General features: G+C 68.3%; 16 protein-coding genes. 8 read left to right on the top strand and 8 right to left on the bottom strand.

Annotation, left to right across the window (positions count from 1 at the left end):
• The first annotated feature begins 67 nt into the window (after positions 1-67).
• Complete coding sequence (locus tag HOP12_03575; GenBank protein NOT33231.1) at positions 68-655, top strand: DUF4394 domain-containing protein; 588 nt, start codon at positions 68-70, stop codon at positions 653-655.
• 236 nt (positions 656-891) lie between these two features.
• Here HOP12_03575 and HOP12_03580 read toward each other — a convergent pair whose 3' ends face one another.
• Positions 892-2610, bottom strand: a complete 1719-nt coding sequence (locus HOP12_03580) for a peptide transporter (protein NOT33232.1) — start codon at positions 2608-2610, stop codon at positions 892-894.
• Between the two features lie 137 nt (positions 2611-2747).
• Here HOP12_03580 and HOP12_03585 point away from each other — a divergent pair, with 137 nt between their 5' ends.
• Positions 2748-4100: an MFS transporter gene (locus HOP12_03585; GenBank protein NOT33233.1), complete on the top strand. Its 1353-nt coding sequence runs from the start codon at positions 2748-2750 to the stop codon at positions 4098-4100.
• On the opposite strand, the gene HOP12_03590 is transcribed toward HOP12_03585, so the two are convergent.
• From HOP12_03590 to HOP12_03610, 5 genes are all read right to left on the bottom strand, one after another.
• Positions 4097-5008 (bottom strand): formamidopyrimidine-DNA glycosylase, encoded by a 912-nt coding sequence (locus HOP12_03590; GenBank protein ID NOT33234.1) that lies wholly within the window; start codon positions 5006-5008, stop codon positions 4097-4099. The genes HOP12_03585 and HOP12_03590 overlap by 4 nt on opposite strands.
• A gap of 63 nt (positions 5009-5071) precedes the next feature.
• Positions 5072-5698, bottom strand: a complete 627-nt coding sequence (locus HOP12_03595; GenBank protein ID NOT33235.1) for a thioredoxin family protein — start codon at positions 5696-5698, stop codon at positions 5072-5074.
• Complete coding sequence (locus tag HOP12_03600; protein ID NOT33236.1) at positions 5695-6300, bottom strand: TlpA family protein disulfide reductase; 606 nt, start codon at positions 6298-6300, stop codon at positions 5695-5697. The genes HOP12_03595 and HOP12_03600 overlap by 4 nt, the downstream gene beginning before the upstream one ends.
• A gap of 66 nt (positions 6301-6366) precedes the next feature.
• Entirely contained in the window at positions 6367-7902 is a 1536-nt protein-coding gene (locus tag HOP12_03605; protein NOT33237.1) for a carboxypeptidase M32, read from the bottom strand.
• Positions 7903-7987: 85 nt separating this feature from the next.
• Positions 7988-8557 (bottom strand): peptidylprolyl isomerase, encoded by a 570-nt coding sequence (locus HOP12_03610; GenBank protein ID NOT33238.1) that lies wholly within the window; start codon positions 8555-8557, stop codon positions 7988-7990.
• Positions 8558-8820: 263 nt separating this feature from the next.
• Here HOP12_03610 and HOP12_03615 point away from each other — a divergent pair, with 263 nt between their 5' ends.
• The 3 genes from HOP12_03615 (at position 8821) to HOP12_03625 (ending at position 12550) form a co-directional block, all read left to right on the top strand.
• Positions 8821-9633 carry a class I SAM-dependent methyltransferase gene (locus HOP12_03615; protein NOT33239.1) on the top strand — a complete coding sequence of 271 codons (813 nt, stop codon included), beginning with the start codon at positions 8821-8823 and terminating at the stop codon, positions 9631-9633.
• A 145-nt stretch (positions 9634-9778) separates the two neighbouring features.
• Positions 9779-10432 carry an outer membrane beta-barrel protein gene (locus HOP12_03620; protein ID NOT33240.1) on the top strand — a complete coding sequence of 218 codons (654 nt, stop codon included), beginning with the start codon at positions 9779-9781 and terminating at the stop codon, positions 10430-10432.
• A 42-nt stretch (positions 10433-10474) separates the two neighbouring features.
• Positions 10475-12550, top strand: a complete 2076-nt coding sequence (locus tag HOP12_03625) for a M48 family metalloprotease (GenBank protein ID NOT33241.1) — start codon at positions 10475-10477, stop codon at positions 12548-12550.
• A 13-nt stretch (positions 12551-12563) separates the two neighbouring features.
• Here HOP12_03625 and HOP12_03630 read toward each other — a convergent pair whose 3' ends face one another.
• Positions 12564-13361 (bottom strand): DUF4037 domain-containing protein, encoded by a 798-nt coding sequence (locus tag HOP12_03630; GenBank protein ID NOT33242.1) that lies wholly within the window; start codon positions 13359-13361, stop codon positions 12564-12566.
• Positions 13362-13404: 43 nt separating this feature from the next.
• Entirely contained in the window at positions 13405-15105 is a 1701-nt protein-coding gene (locus tag HOP12_03635; protein ID NOT33243.1) for a hypothetical protein, read from the bottom strand.
• 50 nt (positions 15106-15155) lie between these two features.
• Here HOP12_03635 and HOP12_03640 point away from each other — a divergent pair, with 50 nt between their 5' ends.
• The 3 genes from HOP12_03640 (at position 15156) to HOP12_03650 (ending at position 17728) form a co-directional block, all read left to right on the top strand.
• Positions 15156-15497, top strand: a complete 342-nt coding sequence (locus HOP12_03640) for a divalent-cation tolerance protein CutA (protein NOT33244.1) — start codon at positions 15156-15158, stop codon at positions 15495-15497.
• A 53-nt stretch (positions 15498-15550) separates the two neighbouring features.
• Complete coding sequence (tsaD, locus tag HOP12_03645) at positions 15551-16573, top strand: tRNA (adenosine(37)-N6)-threonylcarbamoyltransferase complex transferase subunit TsaD (GenBank protein NOT33245.1); 1023 nt, start codon at positions 15551-15553, stop codon at positions 16571-16573.
• 186 nt (positions 16574-16759) lie between these two features.
• Positions 16760-17728 carry a response regulator gene (locus HOP12_03650; GenBank protein NOT33246.1) on the top strand — a complete coding sequence of 323 codons (969 nt, stop codon included), beginning with the start codon at positions 16760-16762 and terminating at the stop codon, positions 17726-17728.
• The last annotated feature ends 148 nt before the right edge of the window (positions 17729-17876 follow it).

The raw sequence follows: 17876 nt of genomic DNA on the forward strand, positions 1-17876 counted from the left end.
CTCCCGGGGTGCCCCGGCCCAGGAGCAGATCTGGGTCCTGACCTCGAGCAACAACCTCATCAACTTCATGAGCAGCAGCCCGGCCACGTTTTCGTCGCGCCCGATCACCGGCATGGCAGCCGGCGAGGTCGCACTGGCGATCGACTTCCGGGCGGCGGCGCCGCTGAGCCGTCTCTACGCCATCACCAACTTCGGGCAGCTGTACCTGATCAGCAATCCGAGCACCGGAGCTGCGGTCGCGGTCGGCCCGGGCGGCATCGCGATCAACGGCACCGAGGTCGGTCTCGACTTCAATCCGACCGTCGATCGCATCCGCCTGATCACCGACAACGAGCAGAACCTGCGCCTGCACCCGGATCTCGGAACCGTCGTGGCGACGGATCTGAGTCTCGCCTTCGCCGGCTCCGACGTGAACGCGGGCTCGAATCCGCAGGCCACCGGCGCCGCCTACACCAACAGCTTCGCGGGTGCGACCACGACGACGCTCTACGACGTGGACGCCAGCCTCGATGTGCTGGTCACGCAGCTGCCGCCGAACAACGGCACGCTCAACACCGTGGGCTCGCTGGGCGCGAACGTTGACACCCTGAACGGCTTCGACATCTCGGGCGCCACGACCACCGCCTACGCGGCCTTCCACGTGCCGGTGACCTGAACAGCGGCTTCTACACCCTCAATCTGGCGACCGGCGCGGCGACGTTCATCGGCTGGATCGCCTGCAACGAGCCGCTGCGCGGCCTGAGCGTCGACAACAACAATCCGACGCCGACGCAGAACTCGACGTGGGGGCAGCTCAAGTCGCTCTACCGGTAGAGCGGAGCGGAACGAAGCACGAACGCCGCGCGGCGCGAGCCACGCGGCGTTTCGTTCGTCACGGCGAGAGTCGGGAACTCAGCCCCTCGTCATCGCGATGATCGCGAACACCAGCACCAGCAACGCCTCGCCGGCGATGAAGCCCGAGGACAGCGGCAGGTTGAACGCGTCCTCGCTGCTGGGATGCGACTTCTTCCACGCCCACTGTGCGATTCCGCCGAGCACCATGGGCATCACCGCGAGGCCCGGCACCAGCATGCCGATGCCGACGCCGGTCGGCGACGGCAGGAAGCGGCGATGCTTCGGCTCGAAGACCGTGATGATCGCACCGACGACGACGGCAACGAGCAGCGCCTGGAAGCAGCCGGCCGGAAGCGCCGAGAAGCCCTGATTGAGCAGCTCGGCGAAGCCCGCCCACTTGACGCTGATCGGAGACGACAGGCCCTCGCCGCCGACGCCGTACTTGGCCTTGAGCGCCGGGTAGACCAGCGAGACCGCGATCGCTCCGACCGGCACCGCGAGGAGCTGCATGATCGTGAGATTGCGGTTCGATGAGCCGACGATCTTGCCGGCTTTGTAGTCCTGCATCAGGTGCTCGCCGTTGGCGGCGATGGTGCCGGACATCCCGGAGCCGATCATGTTGATGGCCATGTTGCCGGGCGCGAGTACGGCGAATACCGCCTGCATGAGGTTCGCCATCGCGCTGATCGGGGCCCAGTTGGTTTCGCCGAGTACGCGCGTACCCACCAGCATCAGGATCATCGAGAGCACCAGCGAGACCAGCGACAGCCACAGCGGGAAGCCGAGGCTGATCCATTGCACGAGGAACAGCGCGAGGCTCGCCACGATGACGCCCGTCACCACCCACTTGAGCGGAAAGTCGGTGCTCCCGACCTGGGCGGTGCGCAGGTTCACGAACGTTTTCGCGACCAGCTTCCACTTGAGCAGCAGTGCCGTGATCCCGCCGGCGACGAGCAATCCGGTCGCCGGCCACATCACCCAGCGCAGCACCAGCGGAAAGGTCTGCTCGGCCACGATGCCGCGGGAGACCAGCATCGGCGGGGCGATCACCCACGACAACAGCATGCCGAGTCCCATCGAGAGCGCGATGCGCGGTCCCACCAGCATGCCGGAGCCGAAGCTCAGGAGACTCACTTCGGAGCCCATGCGTAGCGCCTCGCCGCTGGGACCGAAGCTGATGTGGTCCGGCAGCTTTTTGACGCCGTCTCTCAGCCACGCGGCCAGTGCGGAGAGCCCGATGCCGATGCCGAGTGCGGTGACGCGTGGACCCGCTTCCTTCGGGCCCTGATCCAGCACCAGCAGCGTCTCGCCGGCCGCGGTGCCGTCGGCGAAGGTGAGGTTTTCCTCGTCGATGAAGTGCCGGCGCAGCGGCACGGCGAGCAGCACGCCGACGATTCCGGCGAGGCTCAGCCACAGGAAGGTCTGCAGCACGGTCAGATGGAGCGAGAAGCCCAGCTCGGGCTTCTGATTCAGCATGTCGATGGCGGCCAGCACCACGCACATGAATCCCGCCTGCCCGGCGGTGGTGCCCGCGGTCTGCACCATGTTGTTCTCCCACCGCGTTCCGCGCCCGCCGACGACCAGACCGATCACCGACAGCGCGATGTAGCCGAAGAACGCGCTCACCACCGAGATGTTCGGGCCATAGCCGAGCTTGAGCACGACGTAGGGATACGAGCCGGCAATCAGGGCCGCGACCACCAGGGCCACGGTGATCGAGCGAAAGGTGAGTTCGCGATGCGGCGCGCCAGTGGCGTCGTCGGCGTGGGCGTCCATTCGGCCTCCGAGGGTGGGAACGTAGAGGCCGGAGACCTTAGCGCAGGCTCCGCTCGTCGTCATTCGGGAATCGAGCGCCCCTCGCGCGTCATTCCGTGCTTGACGGCTGCCCGCCGGCGCACGCAGTGTGACCCGCCATGCGCTTTCCCGATCTGCTCGCGACTCGGCCGGGTCGCATGGCCGCATTCTTCTTCCTCTACATGACCGAGGGCATTCCCCTCGGTTTCACGGCCACCGCGATCGCCACTCAGATGCGCCGCCAGGGCCTCGGCCCGGCCGAGATCGGGGCGTTCGTCGCCTCGCTCTACCTGCCGTGGGCATTCAAGTGGGCGACCGGGCCGTTCGTCGACGTGATCGCCTCGGATCGGCTCGGGCGCCGACGCGGCTGGATCCTCATCATGCAGTTGCTGATGGTGGCGACGCTGCTGATCGCGTTCCCGGTCGACTACGTGAAGAACCTGCAGTTCTTCACGGTGCTCATCTTCATCCACAACCTGTTCGCGGCCACCATGGACGTCGCGATCGACGCACTCGCGGTCAACGTCCTGCCCGAGGCGGAGCGTGGTGCCGCGAACGGCTTCATGTTCGGCGGCGCCTATATCGGCCAGGCGGTCGGCGGTGCCGGCGTGCTGTTCCTGGTGCCGCATCTGGGCTTCCCGCCGACCTTCTTCGTGGTCGCCGCCACCATCCTCCTGGTCACGGTGTTCGTGGTGCTGCCGTTGCGCGAGCCACCAGGTCCGCCGCGCCCGGCGGTGATCGGCAGCAAGCTCGTCGCGATCGGCACCGAGATCGGACAGTTCGCCAAGGACGCCTTCAGCGCCTTCATCGGCAGCCGGGGTGCGTTCGTGGGACTGCTGTTCGCGCTGCTGCCGGGCGGCGCCTATGCGCTCGGTCTCGCGCTGCAATCGAATCTCGCGGTCGAGCTGGGCTTGAACGACACGCAGGTGGGCTTCATCAATCTGTGGTCGACCGTGATCTCGGCGGTGTTCTGCGTCGCCGGCGGGTGGCTCTCGGATCGCTTCGGCCGCCGCATCACGCTCGCGTGGACGATGGCCGCGACGGTGCTGCCGACCCTCTATCTCGCCTACGTGATGCATCAACAGCACTGGATCATGCCGGTGCCGCTCGATGCCGCGAATCGCGCGGTCCCGAGTGCGGTGCTGGTCGGAACCTTCTGGGCGACAGTGCTGATCTACAACGTGTTCCAGGGTCTTTACTACGGCATCCGCACGGCGCTGTTCATGGACGTCACCACGCCTCGAGTGGCGGCGACTCAGTTCACCGCCTACATGGCGCTCATGAATCTCGCAATCTCGTTCAGCGCGCAGTGGCAGGGCTGGGCGGTCGAGCGATTCGGGTATCCGAAGACGCTCGCCGCCGATTGCGTGATCGGACTCGTGTGTCTGGCGTGCCTGCCGTTCATGGGCGCGGTCAAGAAACGCATGGACGCGGGACCGGGTGCTGCGATTCCCGAGGCGATCGCGCCCTAGTCGGGTCGTCGCGACTCTTCGAGTTCCTCGAGCGACCTGGGCCAGTCGCGTTTGAGCAGTCGCGACAGCGCGCGATCCGCGAGCAGACGCCCTCCGGTCTGGCAGCGCGCGCAATAGTTCGTCTCGTGTTCGGCGTAGACGATGCGCTGCACCGGCGCCCCGCACACCGGACACGGCAGCTTGAAACGGCCGTGCACCGCCATCTCGGGGCGAAACGCGGTGACCTTCTCGGGGAACCGATCGCCGCTCTGCGATCGCAGCCGCTCGGTCCACTCGGTCAGCACCTCGCGGGTTGCGTTCCATAGCGTCTCGATCGTTGCGTCGTCCAGTCGCGCGGTGCGGCGCAACGGCGAGAGCCGCGCGCGGTGCAGGATCTCGTCCGAATACGAGTTGCCGATCCCGCTGAACAGACGCGGATCGGTGAGCGCGCGCTTGAGCGTGTGGTCCTCGAGTCTGAGCCGCAGCGCGAACTCTTCACGGCTCGCCTCGAGCGGCTCGAGGCCGCCCGGGTCGAGCGCGCGAAGTTCCGGGGTTCCGGCGAGCACGTGCAGCGCGGCGCGCTGATGGCTCGAAGCCTCGGTCAGGAGCAAGGTGCCGCGATCGAAGTCGAATGCGGCGAGCCCCACCTTGCCGGGAATCGCGACCGGCGTCGCCGCGGCGTCACGCCAGCGGAAGCGCCCCGAGATCATGAGATGGATCGCGAGGAACCACTCGCGCTCGAGTGCGAGCACGATTCGCTTGCCGAGCCGCGTCACACCCGTGACCGCGCGGCCGTCACACGCTTCGAGCGGAGGATCGGCGGTGCGCAACAGGTTCAGGCTGCGCACCCGTACCCGCTCGAGCCGCGCGCCGATCAATCGCCGCTGCAGGTGCTCGACGTAGACGACGACGTCCGGAAGTTCTGGCATGCGGCACGCGGTCCTGCCGCGGGGGCGTGAGGGCTGAGCCCTCACGCCGACCCCGCGATGTGACTAGTCCGAGCTCTTCTCGTGGAACTTGATGCTGCAACCGATCGACTTGGTCTCGGCCAGCGTCACGGCCTTGTTCGAAGCCACCGCGGCCACCGCATTGCGCAGATAGGGTTCCTTCACGGCCTTGGCGTCACGCGAGTTGTCGTCGATCGCGCCGTGATAGACGAGCTTGCCCGCGGCATCGAACAGGAACACTTCAGGCGTGCGCGTCGCACCGAACGCCCGTGCGAGGTTCGAGTGGGCGTCCACCACGTACGGAAACTTGAGTCCGAGCGTCTTCGCGCGGGACTGCATCTGCGCGTAGCTGTCCTCGGCGTTCACGGACGGGTCGTTCGAGTTGATCGCGATCACTCCGATGCCCTGGCCGAGCGCCTGATTGCCGAGCTTGGCGACCCGCGACTCCCACGCCTTGGCGAACGGACATGCGTTGCAGGTGAACACCACCAGCGTGCCCTTCTTGCCGGCGACGTTTGCGAGGGTCAGCGACTTGCCGTCGACGTTCTGCAGTGCGACGTCGGTCTGCGGGGCGACCTCGCCGATCGCGAGCGCGCTCGAATCGGATGCCAGGGTCGTCAACGTGAGCGTGGCGAGCGCGGCCACAGCCGCCAGACGAATCAGAGACTTCATGGAGTGCCTCCGGGGATTGCGGGTGAGGAAGCGAGCAATGGCAGCACCGCCTGTTCGAATCGCGCGTAGTCCGCGCGACCTTCCCAGAACGCGGTGACGTTTCCTTGCGCATCGAGCACCAGAGTGGCGGGCAGCGCTCCACTCCAACGTCCGTCGATGCCGTTGATGAATGCTTGATCGTCGCCGGTCTTGAGCAGCCACGGTTCAGGCGCATGATGCTGCGCGAGAAACGCACGCACCTGCGGAGCCTGGTCGTCGAAGTCGGCGGACACGAACAACACGCGCAGGCCGCGATCGCGATGCGCTGCGGCGAGCCGCACGATGTCGGGGAACTCCTCGCGGCACGGAGCGCACCACGTGGCCCACAGGTTGACGAGGGTCGCGCGACCACCGGCCGCTCGCGCTCGCGCGCGAAGTTCGGCCGCGGTCACACGCTCGAGCGCCGGCCCGATCGAGTCCGCGGCGGCCGCGAGCGTCGAGTCCGAGTGTTCCGACGCATCGTGACCGGCCCGCTCCGGCGAGGCCGAGCAGCCCGCGATCAGCGCGACGCCGGCGAGCGTCAGGCCGCCGGCGAGCCGCACGAGTGAGGTGATGTGTCGCATTGGATCGGAGGATGCCACGGCCGTGCGGTTCGGACTGTCCGCATCTCGCAAAGAGATACGAGCGCCTCAGCTTCGCGCGCCGGCCGCCTCGCGCGATTCGAGTCCGTAGAGCGGCGCGTACTTGCCCCACAGATACGTCATGTACGGCTCGACGCTGAGCGGCCCGCCGGTCACGCGCATCAGCAGCTCATCCGCGGTGAACTTGGAGCCGTGCTGGTAGATGTGGTCGCGCATCCAGCCGTGCAGGTTCGCGAACTCGCCGCGCGCGATGTCGTCGGGGATCGTCGGAAGCGCCTTCAGTGCCGCGGCGTAGAACTGCCCGCCCATGATGTTGCCGAGCGTGTAGCCCTGGAACGCGCCGCCGATCAGGCCGGCATACCAGTGAACGTCCTGCAGGATGCCGTCGCGATCGTCGGGTGCCCGCACCCCGAGGTCCTGCTGATAGCGCGCATGCCAGGCTTCCGGAAGATCCTTGATCGCCAGCCGTCCCTCGAGCAGGTCGAGCTCGAGATCGAAACGGATCATGACGTGCAGGTTGTAGGTGACCTCGTCGGCCTCGGTGCGGACCAGGCTGCGCTTGACGCGATTGATCGCACGGTAGAACGCTTCTTCGCTCACGCCGGAGATCGAGTCGCCGAATGCATCGCGCAGCAGCGGGAACGCGAACTGCCAGAATCCGCGGCTGCGGCCGACCAGGTTCTCCCACAGTCGGGACTGGCTCTCGTGAACGCCCGACGAGGTGCCGTTCGCGAGCGGGGTGCCTTCGAGGTCCATGCGGATGCCCTGCTCGTACATGGCGTGACCGGCTTCGTGGAGCATGCTGAACAGGCCGTCGCTGAAGTCGTCCTCGTTGACGCGCGCGGTGATGCGCACGTCGCCGAGCGAGAACTTGGTCATGAACGGATGGAGCGTGATGTCCTGGCGGCCGCGCTCGTAGTCGTAGCCGAAGCGCTTCACCATCGCGGTCGCGAACGCCATCTGCCGATCGGCCGGCACGCGCCGATGCAGCACCGACTCGTCGATCGGCGGCTGCTCCGCGATCGCGCGCGCCAGCGGCACCAGCCGTGCACGCAACTCGGCGAACACCGCGCGCACGCTCGATGCCTTCATGCCGTAGTCCGAGTAGTCGATCAGCGGATCGGCGATGCTCTCGTAGCCGGGGAAGCAGTCGGCGTAGCGGCGGCTCAGCTCGAGCGTCTTCTCGAGCAACGGGCGAACGCGCGCGAAGTCGTTCGCGGGCCGCGCCTCGGCCCACTCCTGATACGAGTGTGCGATGTGGCGATTGAGTTCCGAGATCAGTTCCGCCGGCACCTTGATCGCCTGGTCGTACTCACGCCGGGTCACGCGAATCAGCGCGGCGTCGTCCGAGTCGTAGGGCTGCTTCGCGGCCCACGGCTCGAGGGTTTCGAGCAGCTTCCCGATCGCGGGATCCACGAGGCGCTGGTGCGCGATCGCGCCGACCGTCGCCATCTGTCGTCCGCGCGCCGCGGCACCGCCGGGCGGCATGTAGGTGGACTGATCCCAGCTCAACACCGACCCCGTCATGCGGAGGTCGAAGATTTCCTGAAGCCGGGTCTTCAACTCAACGAGTGGCTCGCGCATGTCGGGATTCCAAAGCGAAGGGGAGAGTTCGCGCGGAGGCGCGGCGGCGGCCGCGACATCGCGGCCGCCCGGGCGAGTGGATCGGTTACTTCACTTCGATCGTGGCCTTCTCGAGCATCACGACTTCACTGGTCTTGCCGCTCGACGAGCCGACCGCTTCGAGCGCCTTCAGGACGTCCATGCCTTCGACGACCGAGCCGAAGATCGAGTGCCTGCCGTCGAGCCACGGAGTCGCGACGAAGGTCAGGAAGAACTGGCTGCCGTCGGTGCCGGGGCCGGCGTTCGCCATCGAGAGCAGGCCGCCGCGATCGTGCTTGGCGCCGGGGCTGAACTCGCCGTCGAACTGGTAGCCGGGGCCGCCCATGCCGCTGCCGAGCGGATCGCCGCCCTGCGCCATGAAGCCCGGGATCACGCGATGGAACTTGAGGCCGTCGAAGAACCCCAGCTGCGTCAGGTACATGAAGTTCGTGACGTGCATCGGAGCGACGTCCGGCATGAACTGGATCAACACTGTTCCCTTGTTCGTCACCATGCGCATGAAGTACTGGCGCGCGGGGTCGAACTTGACCGGCGTCGGCTTCGGCAGCGAGGTGCGCCACGACGGGTTCTTGGTATCGATCTTGGCGTTCATGCACTGGGTGTCGATTTCCTTCATGGCGGCTTCCTTCTTGAGATCGACGACCTTCTTCGCAGCCGCTTTGACTGGCTTGGCCGAGGTCGAGGTGTTGGGGGTTCCACTCGCGAACAGCGAAACGGCGAGTACGCACGACAGCACCGAAATCATCGCGGAAATGCCTCCGAATATTTGGGATTGGATCAAGGAGCGTGCGAGGATGCGCCACCCTCGGAGGGTTGGCGAGCGGCGGACAATAGCATCCGGTCGCCACAGGTCGAAGCCCACGTTCGAAAGGGATTTCCGTGCGTCCGGATCGCCATGTCCTCTATGAGGCTGCCGTGCAGGGGGTCGAATACGACCTCGATTTTCTCGAGCGGGTGTATCGGCGTCACCACCGCGGCACCTTTCGGGACCTGCGCGAGGATTTCTGCGGCACCGCTCAGCTGGCGGGCGCGTGGGTGCTGCGGCGTCCGGCGAATCGCGCCTGGGGCGTGGACCTCGATGCCGCCACGCTGGCATGGGCGCGCATGCATCGAGTGCCGCGACTGCGCCGCTCGGCCGAGCGGCTGACACTGGTGTGCGGGGACGTGCGTCGCGTGCGGCGTCCCGCGGTCGACGTGGTGGTGGCGCTGAATTTCTCCTACTGGGTGTTCAAGCAGCGCGCCGAACTGGTGCGGTACTTCACCTGCGTGCGGCGTTCGCTCAAGCCCGGCGGCATGCTGGTGGCGAACGCGTTCGGCGGCACCGGAGCGCTGCAGAAGCTCACCGAGCGCACCCGCGTACCGACCTCGACCAGCATCGCCGGGGATCTGGTCCCGGGCTTCACCTACGTGTGGGAGCACCGCAGCTTCAATCCGATCGACCACGACATCCAGTGCGCCATCCACTTCGAGCTGCGCGACGGCCGGCGGATCCGCAACGCTTTCCGCTACGACTGGCGGCTGTGGACGCTGCCGGAGCTGCGCGACGCCATCGCCGAGGCCGGCTTTCGCGCCAGCGAGGTGTACGTCGAGGGCTGGAACGCGAAGCACGATCGCCCCGACGACACCTACCGGCTGAAGCGGCGGTTCGAGAACCAGGAAGGCTGGCTCGCCCACGTGATCGGAATCGCGTAGGGCGGCGGGGCTCGGGGCTGACCCGATTGCCGGTCTCTCGTGTGACTCGCGGCGAATTGAGGCGTCTTTACGGTGTGACCCACGTGCTCCGAACGGGCCCCGACGGGCCGGCCACGGAGTGATCCCCCACCTCGGAGGCTTCATCATGTCGCGGTTCGACCCTCGTTTCGCCGCCCACGTTCTCGGCGTCCTCGCTCTGGCCCTGTTCGCACTCCCCGGCATCGCGATGGCCCAGCGCGGGATGTCCGAACTGTCCGGGCTCGGAGGCATGCCGTCCACGCGCCCGATCGTGTTCGGCATCGGTGGCGGCATTGCGATGCCCTTGAACGAGGCGGGCGACGCGCTCGATCGCGGCTTCAACGGCAATGCCTACGTGCGATTCCAGCCCGCGATGCTGCCGTTCGGCTTCGGCGTGAACGTCTCATTCTCCAAGTTCGACCTGTCGGATGCCGAGGTCACGAGCGGAGTACCGAGTCCCGGCGCGAGCCCGATCGGCACCAGCCAGATGCTCGCGGGTCTCGCCGATCTCAAGTTCGACCTCATCAAAGGCCCGGTTCGCCCCTACGTCCTGCTGGGGCTCGGCGCCTACAACCTGAGCACCGACCTCGAGGGTGCGAGCACCGAGTCGGTGTCGGAGACCCGCTTCGGCGTGAACGGCGGTGCCGGGCTCTCGATCCAGATCGGGCCGATGCGCCTGTGGGGCCAGGGCCGCGTCGACAACATGTACACGGAAGAGGGCGGCCTGGTGGATACCAAGTCGATTCAGGTCGTCCCGGTCACGTTCGGGTTGGAGTTCTAACCGAGCTTCAGATCGAGAGCGGTCCGCACCGATAACGGCGGCATGCCTGGCATGCCGCCGTTCGTCGTCTGGCTCGTCGTTGCGGCGGGTCTCGCGCTCTGGAATCACCGCTTCGCGCTCGCCGTGGAACGGCGCGTCGGCGCGGTGCCGTTCTTCGCAACCGCGCAGCGGGCCGGGTGGATCTCGGGCCTCGCGTTCATGAGCTGGCTCATGATCACGATTCCGGGCGTGATGCGCATGCTCATGCAGCGCGGTATTCCGGACTCGCACGCTCCGTCGCTGGGGCTGCTCGCGGTGGTGGCGCCGCCGGTCGTGTTCGTGGCGCTCAACGGACTGCTGGTGCAGGCCGTCGCGCGCCGGGCGCGCATGACGGCCTGGAGTGCTCGCGAGGCGCTCGAGGATGCGATCACGCTGGTGGTCGGCGCGCTGTGCCCGACCGCGCTGATCGGTCTCGCGATCGAAGCCACGCGCGCCTACCGACTGCGCGCGGCACTGCTGCTCGCGGTGACCGCGATCGCGGTCACGCTGGTGCTGGCGTTGCGGCGCCATCGACTGCACGGCCTTCTGCCGCATGCCGTGATGAGCGGAGAGCTGCGCGATCGGGTGTTCGCGCTCGCCGCGCTCGCCGGGGTCAAATTGCAGCAGCTCCACGTGGTGCCGTTGCGCAGCTTTCGGATCGCCAATGCGTTCGCGGTGCAGGGCGATCGCGTGATGCTCACGGACGTGCTGCTCGGCGCGCTGTCACGCGAAGAGGTCGACGCCGTACTGGCGCACGAGATGGCGCACTTGAAGCGCCGCGACCCCGACCGTCTGCAGCGCGTGATGGTGATCGGGATCACGGCGCTGGTGATGGCGCCGATGCTGTTGCGCGACCTGGTGCCCGGGTGGGTGTGGATCGCTGCTCCGATCGGGGGCTTCTTCGCGCTCCTCGCGCACCATCGGGCGATGGAGTACGCGACCGACGCCGAAGCGGTGAAGCTCGGTGCCGATCCGCGCGCGCTGATCCTCGGCCTGGTGCGCCTCGGACAGCTGGCGCAGATGCCGGTGCGATGGTCCCGGTGGCTCGAGCTCGCGCTCACGCACCCTTCGACCGAGCGGCGGGCGATGCGACTCGTCGCGAGCTATCGCCTCGACGCCGGCGCCATGCGCGCGGCTCTCGATGCGCCTCCGCCGCTCGGGCCCTGCTACGAGATGCCTGCGGTGCTCGACGAGAGACGCGCGTTCGGCCCCGCGTTCAAGCGCGGCCTCATGCAGCGCATCTCGCTCGGTCTGCTGCTGGCGCCGCCGCTCGCGGCCACCACCGTGGTCGCGGTTGCGGGGTGGCTCGATCCGGTCGCGCGCCCGATCGGCTTCGTTGCCGCCACGATTGCGGCGTGGCTGGCGTTTCAGTGGGTGGCGCACGCGATCGTGCCGCGCTCGCTCGCGCGACTCGGGGACCCGGCCGAGCGGCGCGTCGGGCTGAGCCCGTCGCACACCTATCGACTGTTCGACGAACTCTCGATCTGGGACCTCGGCTGCGTGCGGCTGGAGCAGGACCGACTGGTCTACCGCGGCGAGGAGACTTCGTTCGCGCTCACTCGCGAACACGTTCGGGAGGTGTGGTTCGAGCGCGGGCCGGGCTGGATTCCGACCGGAGTGCTGCGCGTGCGGTGGGAAGGGTCGGAGGGTGCCGGCGGCATCTTCGGGCTCGATCCGATCGCGGGCGTGGGCGGGCGCCTGGGTGGGCGCGCCGCACGCGCGCTGCTCGCGGAAATCGAAGCGTGGCGCGGGGGCAGCACGGACGTGGTGCCCCCGCCCGCGGATGCGACATCGAACACCGCAGCGTCCGCGCACGCCGCCCCGCTCGGCGACCCGCCACGCTTCGCGGTCACGAGCCAGCCGCTGCGTGCAGCGCTCGAGCCGCGTCGGCTCGCCATGACCTGGCTGCTGCTTCTGATCGCCGCGGTGTCGCTCGCCGCCCTGATCGGACTCACGCCGCTACCCACGCGACCGGGCTGGCTGGACCTCATCGCGGCATTGACGCTCGCGTATGCACTGCATGTCGCGCCGCTCGCTGCCTGGCGTGAAACGGCTGCTCCCGAGGCGCCGGCTTCGGACGCCGCGCGCCGCGCCGCTTGAGCGAAGCGGCCCGCTAGGGCGTCGCGTGCCGCGCGCGCTCATCCACGTTCGAGACGTGAATGAGCGTCAGGAACAGCGCGCGGCGGCCGAGCAGATCGGGCGGAACTCCCCAGTGCTCGAGCGGCGCGGCGAGCGCTTCGAGTGCCTCGAACAGCGGCTTCGAGTCGGATTCCGTCACGCCGCGCATCAACCGCGGCGCGAGGCCGTGCGGGTCGGCGAGGCTACCCAGCTCCGATTCCCACCAATGCTCGAGCGGCACCCATCGATCCTCGAGCGCGAACGCGATGCGGCTCAGCGCACGCACTGCCCGGTCGAGCACCAGCCGCGCCGAAGCTTCGAGGCCGCGCGCGCGCGTCTTCTGCGCGCGGTGCAGTGACGCCCACGCGTCGATCGCCGCGTGCCGGATGCGGGCGCGCCGGAACGACTCGGGCATCGCGGCGAGCGCCTGAACGGCGCCTGCGATCTCGCCGCTCGTGTCGTGGTGAACCACTGCGCGTTCGTAGGGCCAGTGGTCGAGGTCGTGCGAAGACTCGAGCTTGCGACGGTATTCGGCGAGGCAGGTGAGTTGCGCGTCGTAGATCACGCGCCGTGCCGCGCCCTCGCCCTCGACCACGAACTCGTGACACGCGGCGGGCTCGAGGCGCGCGAAGGCGTCGGGCGACAACAGGACTTCGAGATCGTCGTCGCTGGTCGCATCGCCGAGCCCCCGCGTGCGCGAGCCGACCTGAACGATCCCGATCACGTCGGGATCGTCGCGCCAGCGCTGCATGCGTTCGAGTGTCGGTGCGTGGGGCGTGAAGGAAGTGCTCATCGGCGCACCTTATCAGGGAGTCGCACGCGCCTCGAAGCGCACCTCAGTTGCCGCGCGGCACCGGCACGATCGAGTGCCCGAGGTGGCAACCGACGCAGCTCACGGTTTCGCCGCGGCGTCCCGAGTTCTGCCCTCTCACGTGTGCGAAGCCGCGACCGGTGCGCAACACGCGTCCGCTCGAGTCGACGAGCTGCTCGAACAGCGGGACGTCGGCGGGCAGTCGCGCATCGACGCGGCCATCGCGGCCGATCGCCTGCTCGTGCACCAGCACGGCGGTGTCGGCGTTGACGCCGTGAGCGCTGGCAAGCGTCGCCCAGAAGCGAATGCGCGCCCCCGAAGTCCGAATCGGAGCGACGTCAACGCCGGGGCGAGCACTCCCGCCCGCGAAGACATCGCGATCGAGGAAGCGAAAGGTGTCCGACGCAGCCCGCCCTTCGAGCGACCCGGGTGGCCACGCTCGAGTCTCGCCCGCCCGCGCTTCGACGGCCCGAACGCGCTTCATCGCGTCGCGCTCGGCCACGCCGACGGCCCGCTTCACCACCGGTGCGGCGTCCAGTTCATGGGTGCCGGGGAGGTCGAACAACTTCTCGAGTCGACGTCCGTCTCGATCGCAGGTGTAGAGCCCGAAGTCGCCGCGCGCCGATGCGTCATAGCTGAACACGACGCCGCCGTCCGGCAGTGCGGCCGGCGCGCACGCCGAGGGTGCGGCGAGCCCGCGCGCGGAGCCATAGAAACTTGCATCCTCCGGATCGATCGCCGCACCCGCGATGCGCCGCGCGTGGCCGAGCCGCGGCGCGAAGCGCAGCAGCGCGAGTGGGCCGCTGCGCGGCGCGAGGCCGGGATTGGCGGCCTGCACCGCCACGATCGAGCCGTCGGTGAGGATCGCGGGCTGATCGCCGGTGCTCTCGAGCCGCGTCGTGAGCCCCGAGGCCGCGAGGCGCAGGTCGCTGCCGTCGGCATTCGTGGACACCAGCTGCCAGAGATTCACGGTGTCCCGCGCGATCGATTGCGCCGAGTCGAGCGTGAGGCCGGGTGAAGTGTCGGTCGGCAGCCAGCGATTGAACCACCAGCGGCTGTAGACCAGACGACCTTTGCGCGAGTCCCACACCGGCTCGGAGGCGCCGTTACGCTCGGCACTCACGCGAACGCTGCGGTGAGCCGGCGCAGTCGCGGGCCGGGCGAGGTCACGGGTGCCGCCATGAGGATCGAGTCGCGCGACTCTCAACTCGGTCACCTGTCCAACCGGGTACTGACTCGCCCACGGCACGATGCGGACGAACGCGAGCAGCGAATCCGAGATCCAGCAGGGTTCGAAATCACCGAGCGCAAACGCCTCGGACGGGCCATACATCGGAGGTTCGAACAGCCGGTTCACCCGGCCGCTCGAGAGCTCGACGAGGAACAGAGCCCACGCCGTGTCCGTGGAGCGCATCGCCGAAAACACCACGCGCCGGCCATCGGGTGACACCGCCGGATTGGCGACATCGAGGAACGCGCGTGGTTCGCCCAGCTCGCGCACGCGTCCATCGCTTTCGCGCAACATCAGCCGCCCGCGCGTTACAACCGCTCGATGTACCGGGCCGAGTCCCGGCACCGCGAGCGGATCGCCGGCAATCGGAGCGCGCGACACGAACACGATCGGCGGCAGTCGACGCGGCGAGCGCGTCGCGCCACCGAGTGCGATCGCGATCAACGTGAGCGCGAGTGCGGAACAAATGGCGTGGAGTACCCACTGCTTCGGCATCGGAACGCGATGCTACACTTCGCTCCCCCGCGGTCCCAAGGAGAGCCCCCGTGACGGATGCCCTGATCGTATTCACGAGCTTCGCGAACGAAGACGACGCCGCGCGCGTGGTGCGCGTGCTGGTCGAGGAGCGGCTCGCGGCGTGCGGCAACCTGCTGCCGGGTGCGCGTTCGATCTATCGCTGGAAGGGCGCGGTCGCCGACGAGCGCGAGGTGGTGGTGCTGCTCAAGACCCGCAAGCAGGACTGGCCGGCGCTGATGTCGCGCCTGCACGAGCTGCACCCGTACGAGATTCCGGAGTGCATCGCCGTGCGCATGGCGGCGGGGGCGCCGCGCTACATGGCGTGGCTCGACGAGGCGCTCGAGATGGCGCCACCCGACGAGACGCGATGACCCCCGAATCCGCCCGCTCGGACTCACGCGATGCCGTGCCGCGTTCCGATCGGATGGTGCTCGGCATCGAGTCTTCGTGCGACGACACCTCGGTCGCCGTGCTCGAGAACGGCGTGCACCTGCGATCGCACCTGATCGCTGCGCAGGATCTGCATCAGCTCTACGGTGGCGTGGTGCCGGAGCTGGCGGCGCGCGCGCATCTCGAGTTGCTCCCGACGCTCGTCACCCGCGCACTCGAGGAGGCGGGACTCGGCGCGCGCGAGCTGACCGCGGTGGCGGTCACGAACGCTCCGGGTCTGGTGGGTTCACTGGTGGTTGGTGTGGCGTTTGCGAAGGCGTATGCGCGAGCACTCGGAATTCCGGTGGTGGGGGTGAACCACATCGAGGCGCACCTCCACGCGGCCTCGCTCGAACACGGTGAATGTCCGCTGCCGGCGATCGCGCTGGTGGTGTCCGGCGGCCACAGCGAGATCGTGGCGGTCGAAGGGGTGGGCCGATATCGCTGGCTCGGCTCGACGGGCGACGACGCGGCGGGTGAGGCGTACGACAAGGTGGCCAAGCGCCTGGGTCTCGGCTTTCCGGGCGGGCCGCTGATCGATCGGCTCGCGGCCGATGGCAATCCTCGGGCATTCGATTTTCCGCGGCCGATGCTGCATCAGCCCGGCTACGACCTTTCGTTCTCGGGCCTCAAGACCGCGGTCTCGCACGCGCTCGCGCCGCATGGCGAGCCGCCCTACTCGGACGACCTGCTGCGCGATGTGGCGGCCTCGTTCCAGGCCGCGGTCGTCGAGGTGCTCGAGGCCAAGACGATGCGGGCGGTCGAAGCATTCGCGGCGCGGGCGGTCACGCTCGGCGGTGGTGTGGCGTGCAATCGTGCGCTGCGTGAGCGGCTCGCGACCGCGTGCGGGCGGCGCGGGATTCCGTTGCGGCTCCCGTCGCCGCGGCTGTGCGCCGACAACGCGGCCATGATCGCGCAGCTCGGCGCCTGGAAGCTGGCGCGCGGGGCGGCCTCCGAGGTCGATCTGGACGCGATCGCCTCGCTCGAGGAGTCGGGGCTCCCGCTGCAGGTCGGCTAGGAGCACTTGCGGGCCCGAGAATCCTTGTCGGGCAGCGGGTTGGTCGCTCCAAACCGCTCGATCGAGTGCGTTCCGCCGATCAAGTCCCGCAGCCAAACGGCCGATACCGGTGGCGACTGAGCGCGTTCGGGGACGGCCCGAACGGCGCGCGCATCCCCCTGCGGACCGCGAGGATCCAGCCCTACCGTGCCCGAATTTCGCATCCTCATCGCCGAAGACGAACCGCACCTGCGCGAGGTGTTGGGGCTCCAGCTCATGGCCGCGGGCTTCGAGGTGATCGAGGCACGTGATGGTCAGGCCGCACTCGAGCTGGCGAATCAGCATCTGCCCGATCTGGTGCTGCTCGACGTCATGATGCCGCACCTCGACGGCTTCGAAGTGTGCCGGCGGCTGCGCGCGGCATTCCAGACCCGACACATTCCGATCATCCTGCTGACCGCGAAGAACGAGATGGACGATCGTCTCGAGGGCCTGCGCGGCGGCGCCAACGACTACGTCACCAAGCCGTGGGAAGCCCGCGAGCTGCTGCAGCGCGTCCGCAACGTGCTCGAGTGGAGTCGTCAGCAGCGCTCCGCGAATCCGCTCACGGGACTGCCCGGCAACCTCACCATTCACGCCGAGGTCGAGCGTCGCCTGGCGGCGGAGGAGCCGTTCGCGCTGGTCGCCATCGACATCGATTCGTTCAAAGCGTTCAACGATCACTACGGCTATGCGCGCGGCGACGAAGCGATCCGCTTGATGGCGCGCATTCTGGTCGAAGGGGTCCAGACGCGCGGCACCGCCGGTGACTTCGTCGGCCACATCGGCGGCGACGACTTCATCCTGGTGACCGAGACGTCGTCGGCCGAAGCGGTCGCCGAGCACGTGCGCCACGAGTTCGATCGGCTCACGCCCGACCTCTACGACGCGGAAGATCGCGCCCACGGCCACATCGAGGTGTTGAATCGCCGTCATGTGCTCGATCGCTTTCCGCTCATGTCGGTCACGATCGCGCTGGTGCGCACCGACCGTCACCCCGTCAGCCACCGCGCGGAACTCAACGACATGGCACAGGAACTCAAGGAACTCGGCAAGGGCATCGCCGGCAGCGTTGTGATCACGGAGCGACGCACGCGCCCGGACGGAGAGGCCGAAAGCCCCCGTCAGGTCGCCTGAGCCAGGGAGAAACGATGGGCGACCTCGCGACGCGTGGAGGGCTCGGTCCGTTCTCGACTCACGAGGCGGATGGGCTCGGCGTGTTGAGCCACGCGGTGCTGGCGCTGCGCAGCACCGCCGATCTCGGCACCGCGTGGCTCAACACGCC

The sequence above is a fragment of the Candidatus Eisenbacteria bacterium genome (genome assembly GCA_013140805.1).
Taxonomy (GTDB): Bacteria; Eisenbacteria; RBG-16-71-46; order RBG-16-71-46; family RBG-16-71-46; genus JABFRW01.